This window comes from Methylobacterium sp. P3_A11 (genome assembly GCF_056403155.1).
The window spans coordinates 95,757-113,694 of sequence record NZ_JBFUGA010000005.1 but is presented as its reverse complement, the minus strand read 5'-3'; the positions used below and the strand labels follow the sequence as shown (position 1 = coordinate 113,694).

General features: G+C 70.4%; 19 protein-coding genes. 8 read left to right on the top strand and 11 right to left on the bottom strand.

Going from position 1 to position 17,938, the window contains the following annotated elements:
* The 3 genes from AC1DXK_RS03190 to AC1DXK_RS03180 all read right to left on the bottom strand — a co-directional run.
* The coding region (locus AC1DXK_RS03190; protein ID WP_477296792.1) for a helicase-related protein at window positions 1–2,679 on the bottom strand (2,679 nt) is incomplete at its 3' end.
* A gap of 90 nt (window positions 2,680–2,769) precedes the next feature.
* Window positions 2,770–3,087, bottom strand: a complete 318-nt coding sequence (locus tag AC1DXK_RS03185; protein ID WP_457104209.1) for a hypothetical protein — start codon at window positions 3,085–3,087, stop codon at window positions 2,770–2,772.
* A 49-nt stretch (window positions 3,088–3,136) separates the two neighbouring features.
* Entirely contained in the window at window positions 3,137–3,763 is a 627-nt protein-coding gene (locus AC1DXK_RS03180) for a TetR/AcrR family transcriptional regulator (protein ID WP_457104208.1), read from the bottom strand.
* A gap of 75 nt (window positions 3,764–3,838) precedes the next feature.
* On the opposite strand from AC1DXK_RS03180, the gene AC1DXK_RS03175 reads away from it, so the two are divergent.
* Complete coding sequence (locus AC1DXK_RS03175) at window positions 3,839–4,195, top strand: darcynin family protein (RefSeq protein WP_457104207.1); 357 nt, start codon at window positions 3,839–3,841, stop codon at window positions 4,193–4,195.
* Between the two features lie 18 nt (window positions 4,196–4,213).
* On the opposite strand, the gene AC1DXK_RS03170 is transcribed toward AC1DXK_RS03175, so the two are convergent.
* Together AC1DXK_RS03170 and AC1DXK_RS03165 are read right to left on the bottom strand one after the other, a co-directional pair.
* Complete coding sequence (locus AC1DXK_RS03170; RefSeq protein ID WP_457104206.1) at window positions 4,214–4,504, bottom strand: DUF1330 domain-containing protein; 291 nt, start codon at window positions 4,502–4,504, stop codon at window positions 4,214–4,216.
* Window positions 4,505–4,575: 71 nt separating this feature from the next.
* Window positions 4,576–5,484 carry a DUF3108 domain-containing protein gene (locus tag AC1DXK_RS03165; RefSeq protein WP_457104242.1) on the bottom strand — a complete coding sequence of 303 codons (909 nt, stop codon included), beginning with the start codon at window positions 5,482–5,484 and terminating at the stop codon, window positions 4,576–4,578.
* Window positions 5,485–5,860: 376 nt separating this feature from the next.
* On the opposite strand from AC1DXK_RS03165, the gene rpmB reads away from it, so the two are divergent.
* A complete protein-coding gene (gene rpmB / locus AC1DXK_RS03160) occupies window positions 5,861–6,163 on the top strand; it encodes a 50S ribosomal protein L28 (protein WP_058190906.1) in 303 nt (100 codons plus the stop codon).
* A 312-nt stretch (window positions 6,164–6,475) separates the two neighbouring features.
* On the opposite strand, the gene cobT is transcribed toward rpmB, so the two are convergent.
* The 4 genes from cobT to AC1DXK_RS03140 all read right to left on the bottom strand — a co-directional run bounded on the left by cobT (window position 6,476) and on the right by AC1DXK_RS03140 (window position 10,721).
* Window positions 6,476–8,383, bottom strand: coding sequence for a cobaltochelatase subunit CobT (gene cobT / locus AC1DXK_RS03155; RefSeq protein ID WP_457104205.1), 1,908 nt, complete (start codon window positions 8,381–8,383; stop codon window positions 6,476–6,478).
* 5 nt (window positions 8,384–8,388) lie between these two features.
* Window positions 8,389–8,883 (bottom strand): DUF29 domain-containing protein, encoded by a 495-nt coding sequence (locus tag AC1DXK_RS03150; protein WP_457104204.1) that lies wholly within the window; start codon window positions 8,881–8,883, stop codon window positions 8,389–8,391.
* 17 nt (window positions 8,884–8,900) lie between these two features.
* Window positions 8,901–9,884, bottom strand: coding sequence for a cobaltochelatase subunit CobS (gene cobS / locus AC1DXK_RS03145; RefSeq protein ID WP_457104203.1), 984 nt, complete (start codon window positions 9,882–9,884; stop codon window positions 8,901–8,903).
* Window positions 9,885–10,091: 207 nt separating this feature from the next.
* Complete coding sequence (locus tag AC1DXK_RS03140; RefSeq protein WP_457104202.1) at window positions 10,092–10,721, bottom strand: J domain-containing protein; 630 nt, start codon at window positions 10,719–10,721, stop codon at window positions 10,092–10,094.
* Between the two features lie 100 nt (window positions 10,722–10,821).
* Between AC1DXK_RS03140 and AC1DXK_RS03135 the strand changes: the two genes are divergently transcribed.
* Both AC1DXK_RS03135 and arfB read left to right on the top strand, forming a co-directional pair.
* Window positions 10,822–11,118, top strand: coding sequence for a BolA family protein (locus tag AC1DXK_RS03135; RefSeq protein ID WP_457104201.1), 297 nt, complete (start codon window positions 10,822–10,824; stop codon window positions 11,116–11,118).
* Window positions 11,119–11,419: 301 nt separating this feature from the next.
* Window positions 11,420–11,851 (top strand): alternative ribosome rescue aminoacyl-tRNA hydrolase ArfB, encoded by a 432-nt coding sequence (gene arfB, locus AC1DXK_RS03130; RefSeq protein ID WP_457104200.1) that lies wholly within the window; start codon window positions 11,420–11,422, stop codon window positions 11,849–11,851.
* Between the two features lie 22 nt (window positions 11,852–11,873).
* On the opposite strand, the gene AC1DXK_RS03125 is transcribed toward arfB, so the two are convergent.
* Both AC1DXK_RS03125 and AC1DXK_RS03120 read right to left on the bottom strand, forming a co-directional pair.
* A complete protein-coding gene (locus AC1DXK_RS03125; protein WP_457104199.1) occupies window positions 11,874–12,668 on the bottom strand; it encodes a YoaK family protein in 795 nt (264 codons plus the stop codon).
* A gap of 68 nt (window positions 12,669–12,736) precedes the next feature.
* The gene (locus AC1DXK_RS03120; RefSeq protein ID WP_477296784.1) at window positions 12,737–13,684 is read right to left on the bottom strand and encodes a class I SAM-dependent DNA methyltransferase; all 948 of its coding nucleotides are present in this window, start codon (window positions 13,682–13,684) and stop codon (window positions 12,737–12,739) included.
* 68 nt (window positions 13,685–13,752) lie between these two features.
* Here AC1DXK_RS03120 and AC1DXK_RS03115 point away from each other — a divergent pair, with 68 nt between their 5' ends.
* The 4 genes from AC1DXK_RS03115 to AC1DXK_RS03100 all read left to right on the top strand — a co-directional run bounded on the left by AC1DXK_RS03115 (window position 13,753) and on the right by AC1DXK_RS03100 (window position 17,933).
* A complete protein-coding gene (locus AC1DXK_RS03115) occupies window positions 13,753–14,811 on the top strand; it encodes a ligase-associated DNA damage response exonuclease (protein ID WP_457104197.1) in 1,059 nt (352 codons plus the stop codon).
* Entirely contained in the window at window positions 14,808–16,526 is a 1,719-nt protein-coding gene (locus AC1DXK_RS03110; protein ID WP_457104196.1) for a cisplatin damage response ATP-dependent DNA ligase, read from the top strand. Before AC1DXK_RS03115 ends, AC1DXK_RS03110 begins: the two co-directional genes overlap by 4 nt.
* Entirely contained in the window at window positions 16,523–16,990 is a 468-nt protein-coding gene (locus tag AC1DXK_RS03105; RefSeq protein WP_457104195.1) for a secondary thiamine-phosphate synthase enzyme YjbQ, read from the top strand. The genes AC1DXK_RS03110 and AC1DXK_RS03105 overlap by 4 nt, the downstream gene beginning before the upstream one ends.
* Window positions 16,991–17,141: 151 nt before the next feature.
* On the top strand, window positions 17,142–17,933 hold the full coding sequence (locus AC1DXK_RS03100) for a flagellar hook basal-body protein (protein WP_457104194.1): 792 nt from the start codon (window positions 17,142–17,144) through the stop codon (window positions 17,931–17,933).
* The last annotated feature ends 5 nt before the right edge of the window (window positions 17,934–17,938 follow it).

Sequence of the window (17,938 nt, the reverse complement as noted above, 5' to 3'; positions counted from 1 at the left end):
GCCTGCCTCCGGTCCATCGACGGGAGCGGTGTCCGCGTCGCCGGAGACCGCGCCGCCCTCGGCAAGGTCCGCCGCCGGGGCCTCATCGCCGACCGGCTCGGCGGCGTCCGCCTGCGCGGCGATTGCCTCGTCGGAGGCGGCCTCGGCCGACGCCGTGGCCGGCGCCGTGGAGGCCGCCGGGACGAGGGGCACCGTGATGGCCGGGCCGGGGCGCGTCTCCGAATTGTAGCCCAGCGACTTCAGGATCGAGGCGAAATCCTCGCCCGAGCAGCCGACCAGCGAGGTCATCCCGACGGTGGCGACGAACCCGTCGCCGTCGGCGGTCCCGTCCGGTGCCGCCCCGGGGGTCGTGCCGGGTCGATAGGCGATCGCGGGGCGGATCAGGTCCGCGAGCCGCTCGAGGATGTCGACGCGCACGGCGCGTTCGCCGCTGACCCGGAAACCGGCCGCGCGGTAGAGGCCCTTGGCGATCTCGCGATCGACCTTGATCGAGGTCCGGCCGGAGCCGGCGAGATGCGCGATCTCGTCCAGGCCGCGCTGGTCGAGGCCGCCGTTGCGCAGAGCCCAGAGCTGGGCCGCGAGCGTCCGGGGCGCCGGCTTCAGCAGGGCCGGCAGGAAGATGTGGTAGGCGCCGAAGCGGACGCCGTGGCGGCGCAGGGCGCCGCGGCCGTCCTGATCGAGGCTGCGCATCTCGTGCGCCACCTTCGAGCGCTCCAGCACGCCGAGCGCCTCGACCACCTGGTAGCCGATGCCCTTGGCGAGACCGGTGAGGTCGGCCGCGGTCTCGATCTCCATGAGCGGGCCGAGGAGGCGGACGATGTAGGCCTTCAGCCATGCATCGAGACGCGCCTCGACCTTCTCGCGGTGGGCGCCGGTCAAGCTGTCGTCGGCCAGCAGCCGGATCTGCGGGGCGAACAGCTTCTCGCCGGGGGTGAGCTTGGCGACGGGTGCACCGGTCCAGCGGATCGTGCCGTCGTGCGCGAGCACGAGGGTCGAATCGGCGGTGGCCGCGAATCGTTCGGCCCGGGCCTCGATCTCCCCGGCGAGCGCCTTCTCGGCAGCGCTCCTCAGGGTCTTGGCCTCGTGCCCTTCGGCGCTGGCATCGGGAACGAACAGGAATCCGTGAAGGTGGCCGACATGCTGACCCTCGACGGTGACGTCACCGTCGGCGGTGATCTGGGCTTCGAGCATCGTGTTCTCTCTCAGGCGCCGCATCAGGACGCTTGTGCGCCGATCGACGAAGCGGCTCGCGAGGCGTTCGTGCAGGGCGTCGGACAGCCTGTCCTCTACCCGACGAGTCTCGCCCTGCCAATGTTCCGGGTCGCGCAACCAATCGGGACGGTTCGCCACGAACGTCCAGGTGCGTCCCTGGGCGATCCGGCGGGACAGGGTATCGATGTTGCCGTCGGTCCGGTCGATCATCGCAACCTGCTCGGCGAACCACGTGTCGGGGATCCGCCCGGCCATGCCCTTCATGAGGAAGCGGTAGAGCTGCGCCACCAGGTCGGCGTGCACCTGCGGATGGACCTTGCGGTAGTCCGGCACCCCGCAGACGTCCCAGAGCCGCCGCACCGTGGCGGCGCTCCGTGCCATGTCGCGGATGTCGTCCTCCTTCATGAGGATCTCGAGGGCCTGCTGGTCCTCGCCCATGGGGGCGCGGGTCAGGCCCGATTCGCGCGGGTGCTCGTCGAGGCTCGCCTGAAGGCCCTCCAGGCTGCCGAAGCTGAGATCCGGGTTGCGCCACTGCAGGATGCGCAGCGGGTCGAAATCGTGGCTCTCCAGCCGCTCCACCAGTTCCGCCTCGAAGGGCGGGCAGCGCCCGGTGGAACCGAAGGTGCCGTCGGCGAGATGGCGCCCGGCGCGGCCGGCGATCTGGCCCATCTCGGCGGGGGTGAGCTTGCGGAAGCGGGTGCCGTCGTACTTCCAGTTCGCCGCGAAGGCGACGTGATCGACGTCGAGGTTGAGGCCCATCCCGACCGCGTCGGTGGCGACGAGGTAGTCCACGTCGCCGGCTTGGTACATCTCGACCTGGGCGTTGCGGGTCCGCGGCGACAGGGCGCCCAGCACTACCGCGGCCCCGCCCCGCTGGCGGCGGATCAGCTCGGCGATCGCGTAGACCTCCTCGGCCGAGAACGCGACGATCGCGGTGCGCCGCGGCAGGCGTGACAGCCGCTTCTCCCCCGCGAAGGTCAGCTGCGAGAGCCGCGGCCGGGTCGTGGTGTGGACGTTCGGGATCAGGCTCTGGACCAGTGGCAGCACGGTCGCGGAGCCGATCAGCAGGGTCTCTTCCCGGCCGCGGACGTAGAGCAGCCGATCGGTGAAGACGTGGCCGCGGTCCATGTCGGCGGCGAGTTGGATCTCGTCGATGGCCACGAAGGCCACGTCGAGGTCGCGGGGCATCGCCTCGATGGTGCAGATCCAGTAGCGCGGCCGGTCCGGCTTGATCTTCTCCTCGCCCGTGACCAGCGCGACCTTCTCGGGGCCGACCTTGGCGACGACGCGCAGGTAGACCTCCCGGGCGAGGAGCCGCAGGGGCAGCCCGATCATCCCGGTCGGGTGCGCGAGCATCCGTTCGATCGCGAGATGCGTCTTGCCGGTGTTTGTTGGCCCGAGGACCGCCGTGACGCCGCGGGCGCGGACGTCACGGGGCAGCGAGCGGCTGGGCGTGGGGCGGAGCAGCGCGTCGATGGTCGGCGGTTCCTTCGGACGGGAAGGCCGTCGCGGCGCCGTCGCGGCGCGGGCGGGAGGAGGCTGGGTCGGCCGGTCGCGTCAGGGACGATAGGGCCGAAGCGGTCCGCCTTCATATGGGATGCCGCCGCCGCCAGGTCCAACCTGCGGCACGATCTGCGGATAGATGTCGATCTGCGTCGTGGGCGTCCCCGGCTGGGGTGCGACATCGGCGCAGAGCGTATCGGGAATCGCCACGAGGGGGCCGCGGCGCGGTGCGCGGTGCTCGACGACCTCGGCCGACGAGAAGGCGTCGCCGCCGCAGCTCGACCCTGCCGTGCCGGCGGTCAGCGGCTGCGCGGCGGCCGCTCCCGGGAGCGCAACCGAGGCAAGGGCGATTCGGAGAAGAAACTGGCGCATCGGCGCATTATCGCCCGGACCATGAAGATTCTTGAAAACCCATGAGGGTTCACGTCCGGGACCGCGGCAGACCGAGATAGCCGAACACCGCCTGCAGGACGCGGTTCGCCAGGGCATCGCCATCCCGCTCGCCGCGCTCGCCCGCGGCATCGACCATGCCCCGCACGAGCGCGAAGAGGTCGCCCGCGGCCGTCTCGGGGTCCGTCGGCGGATCGGCGCGGAGGCGCGTCGGCAGCACCCGCAGCGTGGCCGTCAGGTCCCGGGCGACGTCGCCCAGGATGTCGGCGAGCTGGAGCCGACTCTCCTCGCGGTCGAGCAACAGCGCGAGACGCGGCCGCGCCAACTGGTGGGCGACGCAGGCCCGGACGATCCGGGAAAGCCCGTCCTCCGAGGTCGGTGCGCCCTGCGCGGCCCGCACGGCCTCGATCAGCAGGCGGGTCTCCCGCGCCACCAGGGCCGCGGTCAGGGCCTCCTTGCTGGGGAAGTACTGGTAGACCGAGCCGATCGATACGCCCGCCCGCTCGGCGACGGCGTTGGTCGTGTACCCGTCGAGGCCGCGCTCCTCCAGAACGCGAGCCGCGCCCTCCAGGATGGTCCGAACCGTCTCGGCGGAGCGCGATTGCCCCGGACTTTTCCGGGGCTTGAGCACCGGCCGGCGCGCCCGCGACGCCGTCATGAATGCGAGTTCACCGCCGCCCCGGCCAGCGGCACCATGGCGGCGTTCCGACAGACCCATGGAGCGTAGAACCCCATGTCCGACACGACCTTCGACACCAAGCTCACCGTCTTCATGCTGGTGAAGACATCCCCTGACTGGCTCGCCATGCCGATCGACGATCGCTTCGCGCGGTTGCGCGAGGCTTTCGAGCCGATCCTGCGCCGTCACGCCGACGCCGTGCGGCTCCGCTTCTACGACGCCGAGTTCTACACCGCCCGGCTGACCGACCTCTGGGTCTGGGAGGCCGCCGACCACCACGCCTACGAACTCGTCGTCGAGGCCCTGCGCGAGACGGCGTTCTGGGACCGCTGGTTCTCGATCGTCGAGATCATACCGGCGGTGGAGAACGCTTACGCAACGCATTACGGTCAGGCCCCGCTGGCGGCCTGACCAGCCGACGCGGGTGACTCAGTCCACCCCCTCGACCAGGACCACCTCGCCGATGCCCGCCGGCCGGCGCTTCTCGATCGCCGCCTGATACTCTGGCGAGAAATAATAGGCCCGCGCCGCCTCGTAGGACTCGAACTCCAGGACGACGTTGCGCGGCCGGGCCTCGCCTTCCAGCGCCTCGCTGCGCCCGCCGCGCACGAGGGGCGTGCAGCCGTACTTGCGCATGGCCTCGGAGGCCATGGCGGCGTACGCCTTGTATGTGTCCGGGTCGGTGACCGTCATCCGGACGATGATGTAGCCCTTCGGCACTGGCTGACCTCCCTGGCGCGGCTGCCGCGCCGGGCGGGAGTGCCGGGAAAAAGGCTTCCGGTCAAAGGCCTCTATTGCTCGGGCAGGCTTGCCTGCGCGACGTTCGCGGAACCGGCTCCCGCCGTCCCCACCGTGCTGCCCTGGGTCCAGCGCGTCGCCTCGATGATGTTGGTGCCGATCGTGGTGAGCACCGAGATGCGGAGCGGGATCAGGACACGCGTCCCCTCGACGGGTGCGAGCCAGACCGACATCTCGCGGTTCTCCTCCATGAACTTCACCCCCGGCCGGTCCGGGCGGTGGCCGGCCACCGCCTGGTAGCGGGCCGTGCAGACGAGGACCGGGCCGGCATAGCCCGGCTTCTGCACCGGGCGGGTTTCGGCGTAGCTCAGTACCACGTTGAAGCGGGTCGCGCCGTCGAAGACCGGAAGGGTCCGGTTGCAGTTCTCCGGGTCCAGCGGCTCGCCGCGCCCCTGGGTGGGCATCAGCAGGGCGCTGACCGGATCGATGATGCCGCGCTTGTTGGCGGCCGTGACCGGCACGCGGTCCTGCATGTCGACGAGGGGCGGGGTGATCTCGGCCTGCACCACGTTCCCACGCGCCAGCGCCATGCGCACGGCGATCCCGGAACTCGCGGTGTGCGTCGCGATGGAGAAAGCACCCGGCTGCGGCGCCGCCGCGAAGGTTCCGGAGGCCCGGGCCGAGCCCTTGCCGCCGGTGATCGCGCCGACGAGCCCGGTGAGCACCGCCGACACGTCCATCACGTAGCGGTCGCGCTCGAAGGCCCCGGCCAGGCGCGCGGTGCCGATCGGCAGGCCCGCGAGGTTGATGCCGTAATCGACCGCGACAGTCGCGGGCGCCGCCGCCGCCGACTTCGAACGCGGCCGGCGCGTGCCGGCATCGGCCGGTCCCGCGAGAGCGGCGACGGCGAGGAGGCTGCCGGCGAGGCGCCCGATCCCGGGCTTCGTCACAGGCTTGATCATCCGACGGACGGGCGTGGCGCTCATGATCCGGATCGCATCCCAGGACAGGCGGTCCAAGATACCCTCTCGAACGCGCCCTCTCGAACACACCCGCTCGGCGGCATCCCCTCGACGCCCGAAGCAGGGAGAGGCACCTTCCTGCGGGTGAAAGAAGGCTATATCCCGGCATCGTGGTTAACAGACCGTTGGGCGGCCGGGCGGCGCGTCCGTCGGCCGGCACCTTGACGGGGCACGCCTCCGTCGCCTATAGGCTCGCGCCTTCAACAGGACTCCGCCGGACCTGGAACACGCACTGGGCGTTGCCCGATGCGACGATGATCGCGCCGGTCGCGACCAGGTCCTCCTTGAGCGGAACGAGACGGGATCGTAAGTCATCATGGCGCGCCGCTGCGAACTCACCGGCAAGGCCGTTCAGGTCGGCCACCTCGTGAGCCACTCGAACCACAAGACCAAGTGCCGGTTCCTGCCGAACCTGTGCAACGTCACCCTGCAGTCCGACGCGCTGGGCAAGCGCGTCCGCCTGCGGGTCACCGCGCACGCCCTGCGCTCGGTGGAGCACCGCGGCGGCCTCGACGCCTTCCTGATCAAGGCCGGCGAGGGCGACCTGTCTCAGACCGCCCGCCTCCTGAAGCGCGAGATCCACAAGAAGCTCGCCGAGACCCCGGCCGTCGCGGCCTGAGTCTTCGCGCTTCACCGTTCTTGACCGGATGGTTTCAACCGCCGTGGCCATGAAGGCCGCGGCGGTTTTACGCGCGTATGCGGCAGACATGCCAGTCCAGGCAATCCAAAGCTCGGCCGCAGGCTGCCGTCAATTTCCGGCTGATGTCCCTGCGTCGTCTTTGCGAGCGGAGCGAAGCAATCCAGGCGGCGCCACGCTGACAAGCCCCGCGCTGCCCTGGGTCACTTCGCTGCGCTCGTGATGACGGAGGGGGCTTCGACGTCCAAGCTGCGAACACGGATCGTCTATTGCGCGCGGCAGAGCGGGACCTGATTACCGCCGCCCGCTCGCCCCGCGCAGCATCCGGCCCGTCGGGGCCGCGTCGCCGTTCTCCTCGAACAGTTCGGCCAGCTTCTCGGTCATCGCCCCGCCGAGTTCCTCGGCGTCGATGATCGTCACGGCGCGGCGGTAATACCGCGTCACGTCGTGGCCGATCCCGATGGCGAGGAGTTCCACCGGCGAGCGGGTCTCGATCTCCTCGATCATCCAGCGCAGGTGCCGCTCCAGGTAGTTGCCGGCATTCACCGACAGGGTCGAATCGTCCACCGGGGCGCCGTCCGAGATCACCATCAGGATCTTGCGCTGCTCCGGCCGCCCGAGCAGGCGCTTGTGCGCCCAGTCCAGCGCCTCGCCGTCGATGTTCTCCTTGAGCAGTCCCTCGCGCATCATCAGCCCGAGATTCTTCCGCGCCCGCCGCCAGGGGGCGTCCGCCGACTTGTAGACGATGTGGCGCAGGTCGTTCAGGCGACCCGGATTCGGCGGCTTGCCGGCGGCGAGCCACGCCTCGCGGCTCTGGCCCCCCTTCCAGGCCCGGGTGGTGAAGCCCAGGATCTCCACCTTCACGCCGCAGCGCTCCAGCGTCCGCGCCAGGATGTCGGCGCAGGTCGCCGCCACGGTGATCGGCCGGCCGCGCATCGAGCCCGAATTGTCGAGGAGCAGCGTGACGACCGTGTCGCGGAAGTTCGTGTCCTTCTCCTGCTTGAAGGAGAGGGGCTGGTAGGGGTCGATGACCACGCGGACCAACCGGGCCGGATCGAGCTGGCCCTCTTCCAGGTCGAAATCCCAGGCGCGATTCTGCTGGGCGAGTAGGCGCCGCTGCAGCCGGTTGGCGAGGCGGCCGACCACGCCCTGCAGATGGGAGAGCTGCTTGTCGAGGTAGGAGCGAAGGCGCGACAGCTCCTCGGCGTCGCACAATTCCTCGGCGTGGATCACCTCGTCGAACCGGCCGTTGAAGACCTTGTACTCCGGCCCGCGCGCTTCGTTGCCCTGCTTCTGCGGCGGGCGCGACGCTTCCGAAGCCTCCTCGGATTCCGCATCCTCGGCCTCTTCCGGCAATTCGCCCGACGGCGCGTCGGCGGATTCCTGTGCGCCCTCCTCGATCTCGTCGGAGGCCTCCTCGGAGGTCTCGATCTCGGCGCGCTCGCCCTGGCTCTTCTCCTCCGAATCGCCTTCGCTCGGGTTCTGCTCGTCGTCCTGGGCGTCGTTCTCGTCGTCGTTCTCGTCGTCCTCGGCGTCGAACGGCGTCTCGTCCGACATGTCCAGCGACGTGAGCAGCTCGCGCACCGAGCGGGCGAACTTGCGCTGGTCCTCGATCGAGCCGATCAGCCCGTCGAGGTTCTTGCCGGCCTTGGCCTCGATATGCTCGCGCCACAGCTCGACGATCTTGGTGGCGGCCTCGGGCGGCTTCTGACCGGTCAGGCGCTCACGCACCATCAGGGCGACGGCGTCCTCCATCGGGGCGTCGGCCCGGTCGGTGATGGTCTCGTACTTGCCGCCGCGGTGGTAGCGGTCCTCCAGCATCGCCGTGATGTTGCTGGCGACGCCCGCCATCCGGCGGGAGCCGATCGCCTCGACCCGGGCCTGCTCGACTGCGTCGTAGACCGCGCGGGCGGGGGCGTTCTCGGGGGCGAGGCGGCGGTGGACGGCGACGTCGTGGCAGCCGAGGCGCAGCGCCATGGCGTCGGCGTTGCCGCGCAGCACCGCGACGTCCTGCGCCGACAGCTTGCGTGGGGGCTCGGGCAGGCGAGCCTTGTCGCCGGTGAGCGCCGGCCGGTCGGTCGCGTAGGTGACCTCGACCTCGGAACGCCGGGCGATGGCGCGCAGGCACCCGGCCACGGAGCGCTTGAGGGGCTCGGCCACGGGTTCGCGGCGCTCGCCGGGCTTGCGGTTGGAGATGGACATCAGCGCTACCGGTCGTCCTCGAACGCGAAGGGGCGGTTCAGGATCTCGTCCCAGCTGTAGGGACAGTCCGCGGGCAGGGTTTTGGGCGACGGCTTCATCTGCCGGGCCGCTCCGAGGCGGCTGAGACGGAACGCGTCGTGCCGGATCTCGTCGAGGCTCGCCTTCAAGCCCGGACTCTTCCGCATCTGTATGAGGGCGCGCTCCCGATGCTCGGCGATGCTGAGAGCCCAGCTGCGGCTCCGCCGCGCCGGTTGATGATCCCATTTCAGCATGTGCAGAAGGATGATCTCGACTGCGCTCTGGAGCCGGTAAGACTCGCTCAGGCCCACGTCGCTCAGCTCCTCGGCGATATTGTCGAGGTCGAGGGCGTCCACCCGGCCGGCGCGGAGCAGCGCCACCTGCTCCTGGACCCAGGTGTAGAGATCGTCCGCATAGCGCGTCCGCACCCGTGCGTGCGCAGGCGCCTGAGCGTCCTCGCGCGTCGGGGTCGGATGCGCCATCGCGTCCTCCATGCGGGTCAGCTCAGCGCGACGTTCACCGCGCTCTCGGGCAGTTCCTTGCCGAAGGCGCGCTGGTAGAATTCGGCCACCAGCGTCCGCTCCAGCTCGTCGCACTTGTTGAGGAAGGTCACCCGGAAGGCGAACCCGATATCCTTGAAGATGTCGGCGTTCTCGGCCCAGGTGATCACCGTGCGCGGGCTCATGACGGTGGAGAGGTCGCCGTTCATGAAGGCGTTGCGGGTGAGATCCGCCACGCGCACCATCCGGTTGACGATGTCGCGGCCCTGGTCGCCCCGGTAATGGATCGCCTTGGACAGCACGATGTCGACCTCGCGGTCGTGCGGCAGGTAGTTCAGGGTCGTGACGATCGACCAGCGATCCATCTGGCCCTGGTTGATCTGCTGGGTGCCGTGATAGAGGCCCGACGTGTCGCCCAGCCCCACCGTGTTGGCGGTGGCGAACAGCCGGAAGGCCGGGTGCGGGCGGATCACGCGCTTCTGGTCCAGCAGCGTCAGGCGGCCCGACAGCTCCAGCACCCGCTGGATCACGAACATCACGTCCGGCCGGCCGGCATCGTATTCGTCGAAGACGAGGGCCACGTTGTTCTGCAGCGCCCAGGGCAGGATGCCGTCCTGGAAGGCCGTCACCTGCTTGCCGTCCCGCAGGACGATGGCGTCCTTGCCGACCAGGTCGATGCGGGAGACGTGGCTGTCGAGGTTGATGCGGATGCACGGCCAGTTCAGCCGGGCGGCGACCTGCTCGATATGGGTCGACTTGCCGGTGCCGTGATAGCCGGTGACCATCACGCGGCGGTTGCGGGCGAAGCCGGCCAGGATGGCCAACGTCGTCTCCCGGTCGAAGATGTAGTCCGGATCGAGATCGGGAACGTGTTCCTCGGGTTCGGCATAGGCCGGGACCTGAAGGTCGAGATCGATGCCGAAGACCTCGCGGACGGAAACGGTGCGGTCGGGCAGCGCGGCGGGCGTATCGTCAGAGAGCATTCGGAACCTCGTGAGGCGCGGGCGCTCCACTTCCAAGAGTGAAGCATCCGCGCGGAAGAACGTCGAGCCGGGCCTCCGCGGCGGGGCGGCGCCATCCTTAAACGGCCGGGCGCCGGGGCGCCACCGACAGGCACAGCCTCCATATAGGGTGTCGCCGCGCGGTTTCCCCTATCCTGATACCAGTCCGGCCTGCATCCTTCGTGCCGTTCAGCAGAGGCCGGCCCCGCGCAGCACGTCGTGGGCGCGGATGATGTCGCGCAGCCGCTCCTCGAACGAGCGGTCGCCCCCATTGGCGTCGGGGTGGAAGCGCTTCACCAGCGCCTTGTACTGCGCCTTGATGGCGGCCGTGTCCGCGCCGTCCTCCAGCCCCATGACGTCGAGGGCGCGGCGCACCGCGGCCGAGTGTCGAGGCTTCTGCGGCTCCGGCTGGCGGGCACGCCGGCGCGCGTCGCCCACGCCCTCGCCGCGCAGGATGCCCAGCGGGTCGACATAGGCCCAGTCCCGCGGCGGCTCGTCGGCCGGCTTGGCCTCGCCCGCCCGGTTCACGCCCATCGCCCAGGTCGGCCGGTGCCCGATGATCGCGTCCTTCTGGTAGGCCTGCACGGCGGCATCGTTCATGCCGTCGAAGTAATTGTAGGTGGCGTTGTAGGCGCGGACATGGTCGATGCAGAAGCGCCAGTACTGACCTTCCGCCTTCCGGCCCTTCGGCGCCCGATGCAGGCCCGGCTGGGTGCAGCCCGGGCTCTCGCAGACCGCCTCGGCCGCAGCCGAGGCCTTCGGCTCGTCGCAGGATGGTTTGATCCGGATGCTGTCGAACAGGCGCGAGTTGAGATCCATGACGGGCCGATTATGAGGGGGCGGACCTGAGACACAAGGGCACTGGGCCTGATGACGCATGCGCGAGATCGGGCTTGACGGATGGCAGGGATGCGACGCGATGGCTGACGGTGCAAACGGGAACGGCACGCTCCGGGATTGGATGGAAGCGCGATTGCGGGAGCAGCTCGCGCCGGCGCGCCTCGACGTGATCGACGAGTCGCATCTGCATGCCGGACATGCCGGGGCACGGCCGGGCGGCGAGACCCATTACCGGCTCGACATCGTCGCGGCGGCGTTCGAGGGCAAGAGCCGCGTGGAGCGGCACCGGCTGGTGAACGCGTTGCTCGATGACGCGTTCAAGCGGGGACTTCACGCCCTCGCCCTGCGCGCGCGCACACCCGCCGAGGCCGCCTGAACCGCGAACGCCGCGTCGGCGGGGAGGCGGTCCGGGTCTTGGTCCGGAAGAGGGTTCGGGAGGCGTCGCCGGCCCTGCGCGCAGGCAGCACCGTGGGCGGCGGCGTACGCAAGCGCGTTGCTCGCCACCGGGTCGCCCGATCGCGCTTGTGGGGACTTGGCGGGTCGGCGGCCCGCGCCAGGCGCGGAGACAGGAACCGGGATATGGCCATGGGGACCCCGATCTGCATCCGCCTGACCGCCGGCCTCGTGCCGGATGGGCGGACACGCCCTGTGCACACCACCGGGGTCGGGAGGCCGCCATGTCCCTGCGGGTGACGCCGCGCATCGCCATCGACGAGGCCGAGATCGACCTGTCCTTCATGCGCGCCTCGGGCGCGGGCGGCCAGAACGTCAACAAGGTCGAGACGGCGGTTCAGCTCCGCTGGGCCGTGCTCGCGTCGGCGTCCGTGGATGACCGGGTCAAGGCGAATCTGGTGCGGCTCGCCGGGCGGCGGATGACCAAGGACGGCGTCCTGGTGCTCAGCGGGCAGCGGCACCGGACCCAGGAGCGCAATCGCGCCGACGTCCTCCAGCGCCTCGTCGACCTCGTTGCCGAGGCCGCCAAGCCGCCCCCGCCGATCCGCCGCCCGACGAAGCCCACGCGGGGTTCGCAGGAGCGGCGCATCGGCGCCAAGAAGAACCGCGCCACGATCAAGCAGGGCCGCGGCAGCATCCGGGATTCCGACGGCTGACCCGGGCGGTCGAAGCGGTCGCTCAGTGGATCGCGTCGATGATCGCGGCCTTCGGGCTGGCATCCGGGGCCGGCGAGGAGCCCGCCACGAGGGTGCTGCCGGGCTTGGCGATCGTCAGCACGATCGCGATCAGGGCCAGGATGGCGGCCAGCGCCGCGGGAAACAGGAAGGCCGATTCGCCGTAGCGGATGTCCAGCAGACCGCCCACTACCGCGCCGGTGGTGAGCCCGGCCCAGAGGGGCGCCTGGATCCAGAACGACGGGGCGACCGTGCCGAGCAGAAGGTTGGCGCAGCCGGTGCCGAAACGGACGACCGCACCGGTGACGTAGGTCAGAGCGAGGGAGCGGCCGCCGTCGTCCTGCAGTGTCGCGTTCTGGAGCCCCAGGGCCAGGACGATCGGGTAGGCGTGCAGCGGATAGGCGAAGGTGCCCCAGGGCATCAGCAGGCCGCCCGCGAGCAGCAGCGCCTGGAGCGTCAGCAGGACGGCGAGGCGCCAGCGGCCGACCCAGGCGGCGATCAGCGTGCCCAGGAAGGCGCCGAAGCAGAAGATGCTGATGGTGCTGGCAACCCGGGTGACATTCTCCCAGTCGCCATTGGACACCGCGACGCCGAAGCGCGTGGTGTTGCCGGACATGAACGACATGAACAGCTGCGAGAATTCCAGGAACCCGATGGAATCGGCGCAGCCCGCGAGTGCGGCCAGTGCGATCGCGAAGGGGATTCGGGTTCGGGGATCGGCCGGGAACGACTTGTCGGCAGGCGGTTCGGGCTTCCGCTCCGACGCCCCGCCGCCCGTCCTGTTGCCGTAATCCGCCATGCTGATCCCCCGATCGAGCGGCCACGCCTGTCGCGGCCGACTGACAATGGACGAACAGCCCAGCGGTTTCATGCCGCTGTGCGGCGCAACACAACGACGCGGCCCGGCACAGGCCGGCCGGCCTCGCGCCGGACTGACGCGGGTTGCAGGGTCAGGACGTCCAGTCCGGAGCGCGCGGCGGTCGCGGCGATGTACCCGTCCGCGTGGGCGTAGCGTCCGTCCTCACCGAGGATCGACCCGACGCCGTCGTGGGACTGTACCGTGACGGCGGCGAGTCCGCCGGGCCGCAGGACCCGGCCGATCTCCCCCAGAAGGGGACCGAGATCCGCCACGTAGATCAGGACGTCGGCGGCGAGGCAGAGATCGGCGGAGCCTGCAGGGATCTCGGACAGGACGTGCGTGAGATCGCCCGCGATCAGGCGGTCGTAGAGCGGGCGGCCCTGCCAGGATTTGGCCCGCGCCAGCGCCAGCATCCCGGGCGACAGATCGATCCCGACGAGATGGTCGATCCGGTCCCGCAGGGCGGCGCCCATCAGGCCGGTGCCGCATCCGAGGTCGAGGGCGACCGTGAAGCTCGGCGGGACCGGCGGCAGGGCGTCGCGGACGAGCCGCGGGCCGACATAGCCCAGGCCGTCCACGAGATGACGCTCGAAGCGCGGTGCGTAGCCGTCGAACAGAGCCCTGACATGGGCAGCCGAGAGGGCCGGGAGGCCGTCGCTGACGCCCAGGCGGACGAGGTGGGGGCGCACGCCCAGCGTGTCGTCGGGGTCGCAGTCGAGGGCGCGGGCGTAGGCGCGCGCCGCGGCACCCAGGGCCGCCGGATCGGCGCCGGCTGCGGCCAGCCCCTCCCGCGCCCGGCCCAGGAGCAGCCAGGCCGGTGCGTAGCGCGGGGCGATCTCCAGGGCCTGCTCCGCGAGGTCGGCGGCCACGGCATGGTCGCCCTCGGCCAGACAGGCCTCCGCGTATCGGTAGCGGCGGTCGGCGAGGAGGTCGCCGGAACTGAGCTGCGAGGCCATGCGTCTGCCGGATCGGGGGCGCCTATATACCGGGGCCACCGGCGGATTCCACCGGCAGCACGGACCCGATGCCGATACGAGCCAGCGATCTCCTCACCCTGACCCGCGAGGGTCTCTACTGCCCTCTCGGCCGATTCCACGTCGATCCGACCTGGCCGGTGGAGCGCGCGCTGATCACGCACGGCCATGCCGATCATGCCCGGTCGGGCCACGGCCACGTCCTGGCGACCCCCGAGACCCTGCGGATCATGGCGGTGCGCTACGGCGCGGATTTCTGCCGCCAGCGGCAGGAAGCACAACTCGGCGAGCCGATCCGCATCGGTGACGTCACCGTCCGCTTCGCGCCCGCCGGCCACGTCCTCGGCTCGGCGCAGATCGCCATCGAGCGGGAGGGCGTACGCGTGGTCGTCTCGGGCGACTACAAGCGCGCGCCGGATCCGACCTGTCTGCCCTTCGAGGTGGTGCCCTGCGACGTGTTCATCACCGAAGCGACCTTCGGGCTTCCAGTCTTCACGCATCCCGACACGCGGGGCGAGGTCCGCAAGCTCCTCGACTCGGTGTCACTGTTCCCGGAGCGGGCGCACATCGTCGGCGCCTACGCCCTCGGCAAGGCGCAGCGGGTGATGGCGCTGCTGCGCGAGGAGGGCTGGGACCGGCCGATCCACCTGCACGGGGCGATGGAGAAGCTGACCGCCCTCTACAAGGACGAGGGCCTGCCCCTCGGCGACACGCCGAAGGTGGTGGCCGCCGAGCGCAAGGACCTGCACGGGGCGATCGTGATCTGCCCGCCCTCGTCGATCCAGGACCTGTGGTCGCGGAAATTTCCCGATCCCGTGACCTGCTTCGCCTCGGGCTGGATGCGGGTGCGCGCGCGCGCGCGCCAGAAGGGCGTCGAGCTGCCGCTGGTGATCTCCGACCATTCCGACTGGCCGGACCTGTGCCGCACCATCCGCGACACCGGCGCCGAGGAGGTCTGGGTGACGCACGGGCAGGAGGACGCGCTGGTCCACTGGTGCGGGACGCAGGGCATCAAGGCGAAGCCGCTGCACCTGCTGGGCTATGGCGACGACGGCGAAGCCGAGCCGGGCGCCGCAGAGGCGGGTTCCGGGACGGAGGCGGCGGCGTGAACGACTTCGCCAAGCTCCTCGACCGCCTCGCCTACGAGCCCCGCCGCAACGCCAAGCTGCGGATGCTCCAGGATTTCTTTGCGCGCACGCCCGATCCCGAGAGGGGCTACGCGCTGGGCGCCATGACCGGCACGCTGAGCTTTCGCGAGGCCAAGCCGGCGCTGATCCGCGGGCTGGTGGAGGAGCGGATCGATCCGGTGCTGTTCCGGCTGTCGCACAATTACGTCGGCGACCTCGCCGAGACCACGGCGCTGATCTGGCCGGGGCCGATGGAGGCACCGCGGGAGCCGGGCTCCGGCCACAACAACCCGCCGCCGCATGTCCCGACCCTGGCGGAGGTCGTCGAGACGCTGGCGACCATCCCCAAGCGCGAACTGCCCCGCCATCTCGCGGACTGGCTCGACGCCCTCGACGAGACCGGGCGCTGGGCGCTCCTGAAGCTCGTTACCGGCAACCTGCGGGTCGGTGTCTCGGCGCGGCTCGCCAAGACTGCGGTGGGCGCACTGGGCGGCCACGAGGCCGACGCGGTGGAGGAGGTCTGGCACGGTCTGACGCCGCCCTTCGAGACCCTGTTCGCCTGGGTCGAGGGCCGGGCCGAGCGCCCCGAGACCCTCAACCCCGCCCCGTTCCGACCGCCGATGCTGTCGCATCCGATCGAGGAGGAGGCCGATCTCGAGAAGCTGGAGCCCGACGCCTTCTCGGCCGAGTGGAAGTGGGACGGCATCCGTGTCCAGCTCGTCGGCGGCCGCGACCGGGCGGGGGTGCAGGTCGGAAAGATCTATTCCCGCACCGGCGAGGACATCACCGGGGCGTTCCCGGATCTCGCCGAGGCCATCACCTTCACCGGGTCGCTGGACGGCGAACTGCTGATCCTCCGAGAGCGACGCGTGCAGAGCTTCAACGTGCTCCAGCAGCGCCTGAACCGGAAGGCCGTGACGGGGAAGCTCCTGGAGGAGTTTCCGGCCCACGTGCGGGCCTACGACCTCCTCACGCTGGAGGGCGACGACCTGCGCGTAGAGCCTTTCGCAGCCCGGCGGCAGAAGCTGGAGGCCCTGGTCACGCGCCTCGACCACGCGCGGATCGACATCTCTCCGCTGGTGCCCTTCGCCGACTGGGAGGCGCTGGCGGCCGCCCGGGCGGATCCGGCGTCGGTGGGCGCCGGCGCGGATGCGGACGCCATCGAGGGCGTGATGCTCAAGCGCCTGAACAGCCCCTACCTCCCGGGCAGGCCCAAGGGGCCGTGGTGGAAGTGGAAGCGCGAGCCGCACATCGTCGATGCCGTGATGATGTACGCCCAGCGCGGGCACGGGAAGCGCTCGTCCTTCTACTCGGACTACACGTTCGGGGTCTGGCGGGAGGCCCCCGAGGGCGGGGACGAGCTGGTGCCGGTGGGCAAGGCCTATCACGGCTTCACCGATGCCGAGCTCGCCAAGCTCGACCGCTACGTCCGCAACAACACCACCAAGCGCTTCGGCCCGGTGCGCGAGGTCGCCCACGGCCGCGAGGCCGGCCTCGTGCTGGAGATCGCCTTCGAGGGCGTGCAGCGCTCGACCCGGCACAAATCGGGGGTGGCGATGCGTTTCCCCAGGGTCAGCCGCATCCGCTGGGACAAGCCGCCGTCGGAGGCCGACCGGATCGACGTGCTGGAACGCATCCTCGCCCGGGGCGAGCGCGAGATCGCCCCGGGGACGACGCCGATGGAGACGACCGCATGAGACAGGGCAGGATCGGTCCGGTCGAGGCGCTCGCCTCCGGCGCGGTGGCGCGCCACGCGAGCGGGCGCCTGACCATTGCGACGCCGGGACAGGGATTTACGGATTTCACCGCGGCGGTGGCGGATTTCGTCCGCGGCAGCGGAATCCGGGACGGCCTCGTCACGGTGTTCTGCCGGCACACCTCGGCGTCGCTCACCATCCAGGAAAATGCCGACCCCGACGTCCAGACCGATCTGATGACCGCGCTGGACGGGTTCGCGCCGCGGCATGCCGGTTACGTCCATGGCGTCGAGGGACCGGACGACATGCCGGCCCATATCCGCACCCTGGTCACCGATTCGGCGCTCACCGTCCCGCTGGTCGAAGGCCGCCTCGCGCTCGGCACGTGGCAGGGGATCTATCTGATCGAGCACCGCGACCGGCCGCACCGGCGGGAGATCGTCCTGAGTGCGATCGGCGCGTGACGCCGCCGAAGGCCCGTTCGGCCGACCTCTTGCCATCGACCCGACGGCGCGATCAGCAACATGCGGCTACACACCGCCGGTTAACCATATCGGGCGCTTATGCCTCTCCGTGGGATCGCCTCTCGTGCCGGTCCCGCGGACGGAGACCCCGATGAGCCTTTTCACCGCGCTCTCGAACTCGATATCCGGCGCCTCGGCGCAGTCGCTGGCCCTGAACAACATCTCGGGGAACATCGCCAACACCCAGACGGCGGGCTTCAAGTCCACCGAGACGAGCTTCGCCGACATGCTGGCCCAGACCGAGGGCGGCACCCAGCCGGCCGGCGGTGTGCTGTCGAGCACGCGCAACAGCCTCAACATCCAGGGCACGGTGCAGTCGACCGGCGTGTCGACCAACCTCGCCATCTCGGGCAACGGCTACTTCATCGTCCGGGAGAATAGCGGGACGCCCCAGAGCCCGAGCTTCACTGGTGAGACCGGCTACACCCGGCGCGGCGACTTCGCTCCGGACGCGAACGGCTATCTCACCAATGGCGCGGGCTACTACCTGTTCGCCGGCCCCTCGGCGAGTGCCCCCGTCCAGGTCCCGACCGGCACCAACACCCTGTCGGGCCTCACGGTCTCGCCGGCCGGCACGCTCACGGGCACGGCCGCGGACGGCAGTTCCGTGGCGCTGGGCTCGCTGACGCTGGCGCAGTTCGGCATGCAGGACAACCTCGCCTCCCTCGACGGCGGCACCTACGTGGCCACGGGCAAATCGGGCACGCCGAGCTACGGCCTCAACGGCGCGACCATCGCGGCCGGCTCCGTGGAGCAGTCGAATGCCGGGATCTCGGACCAGTTCTCGAAGATGATCGAGACACAGCAGGCCTACACGGCCAACACCAAGGTCATGAGCACCACCGACCAGATGCTTCAGGACGCCATCGCGATGTACACCTGAGGCGG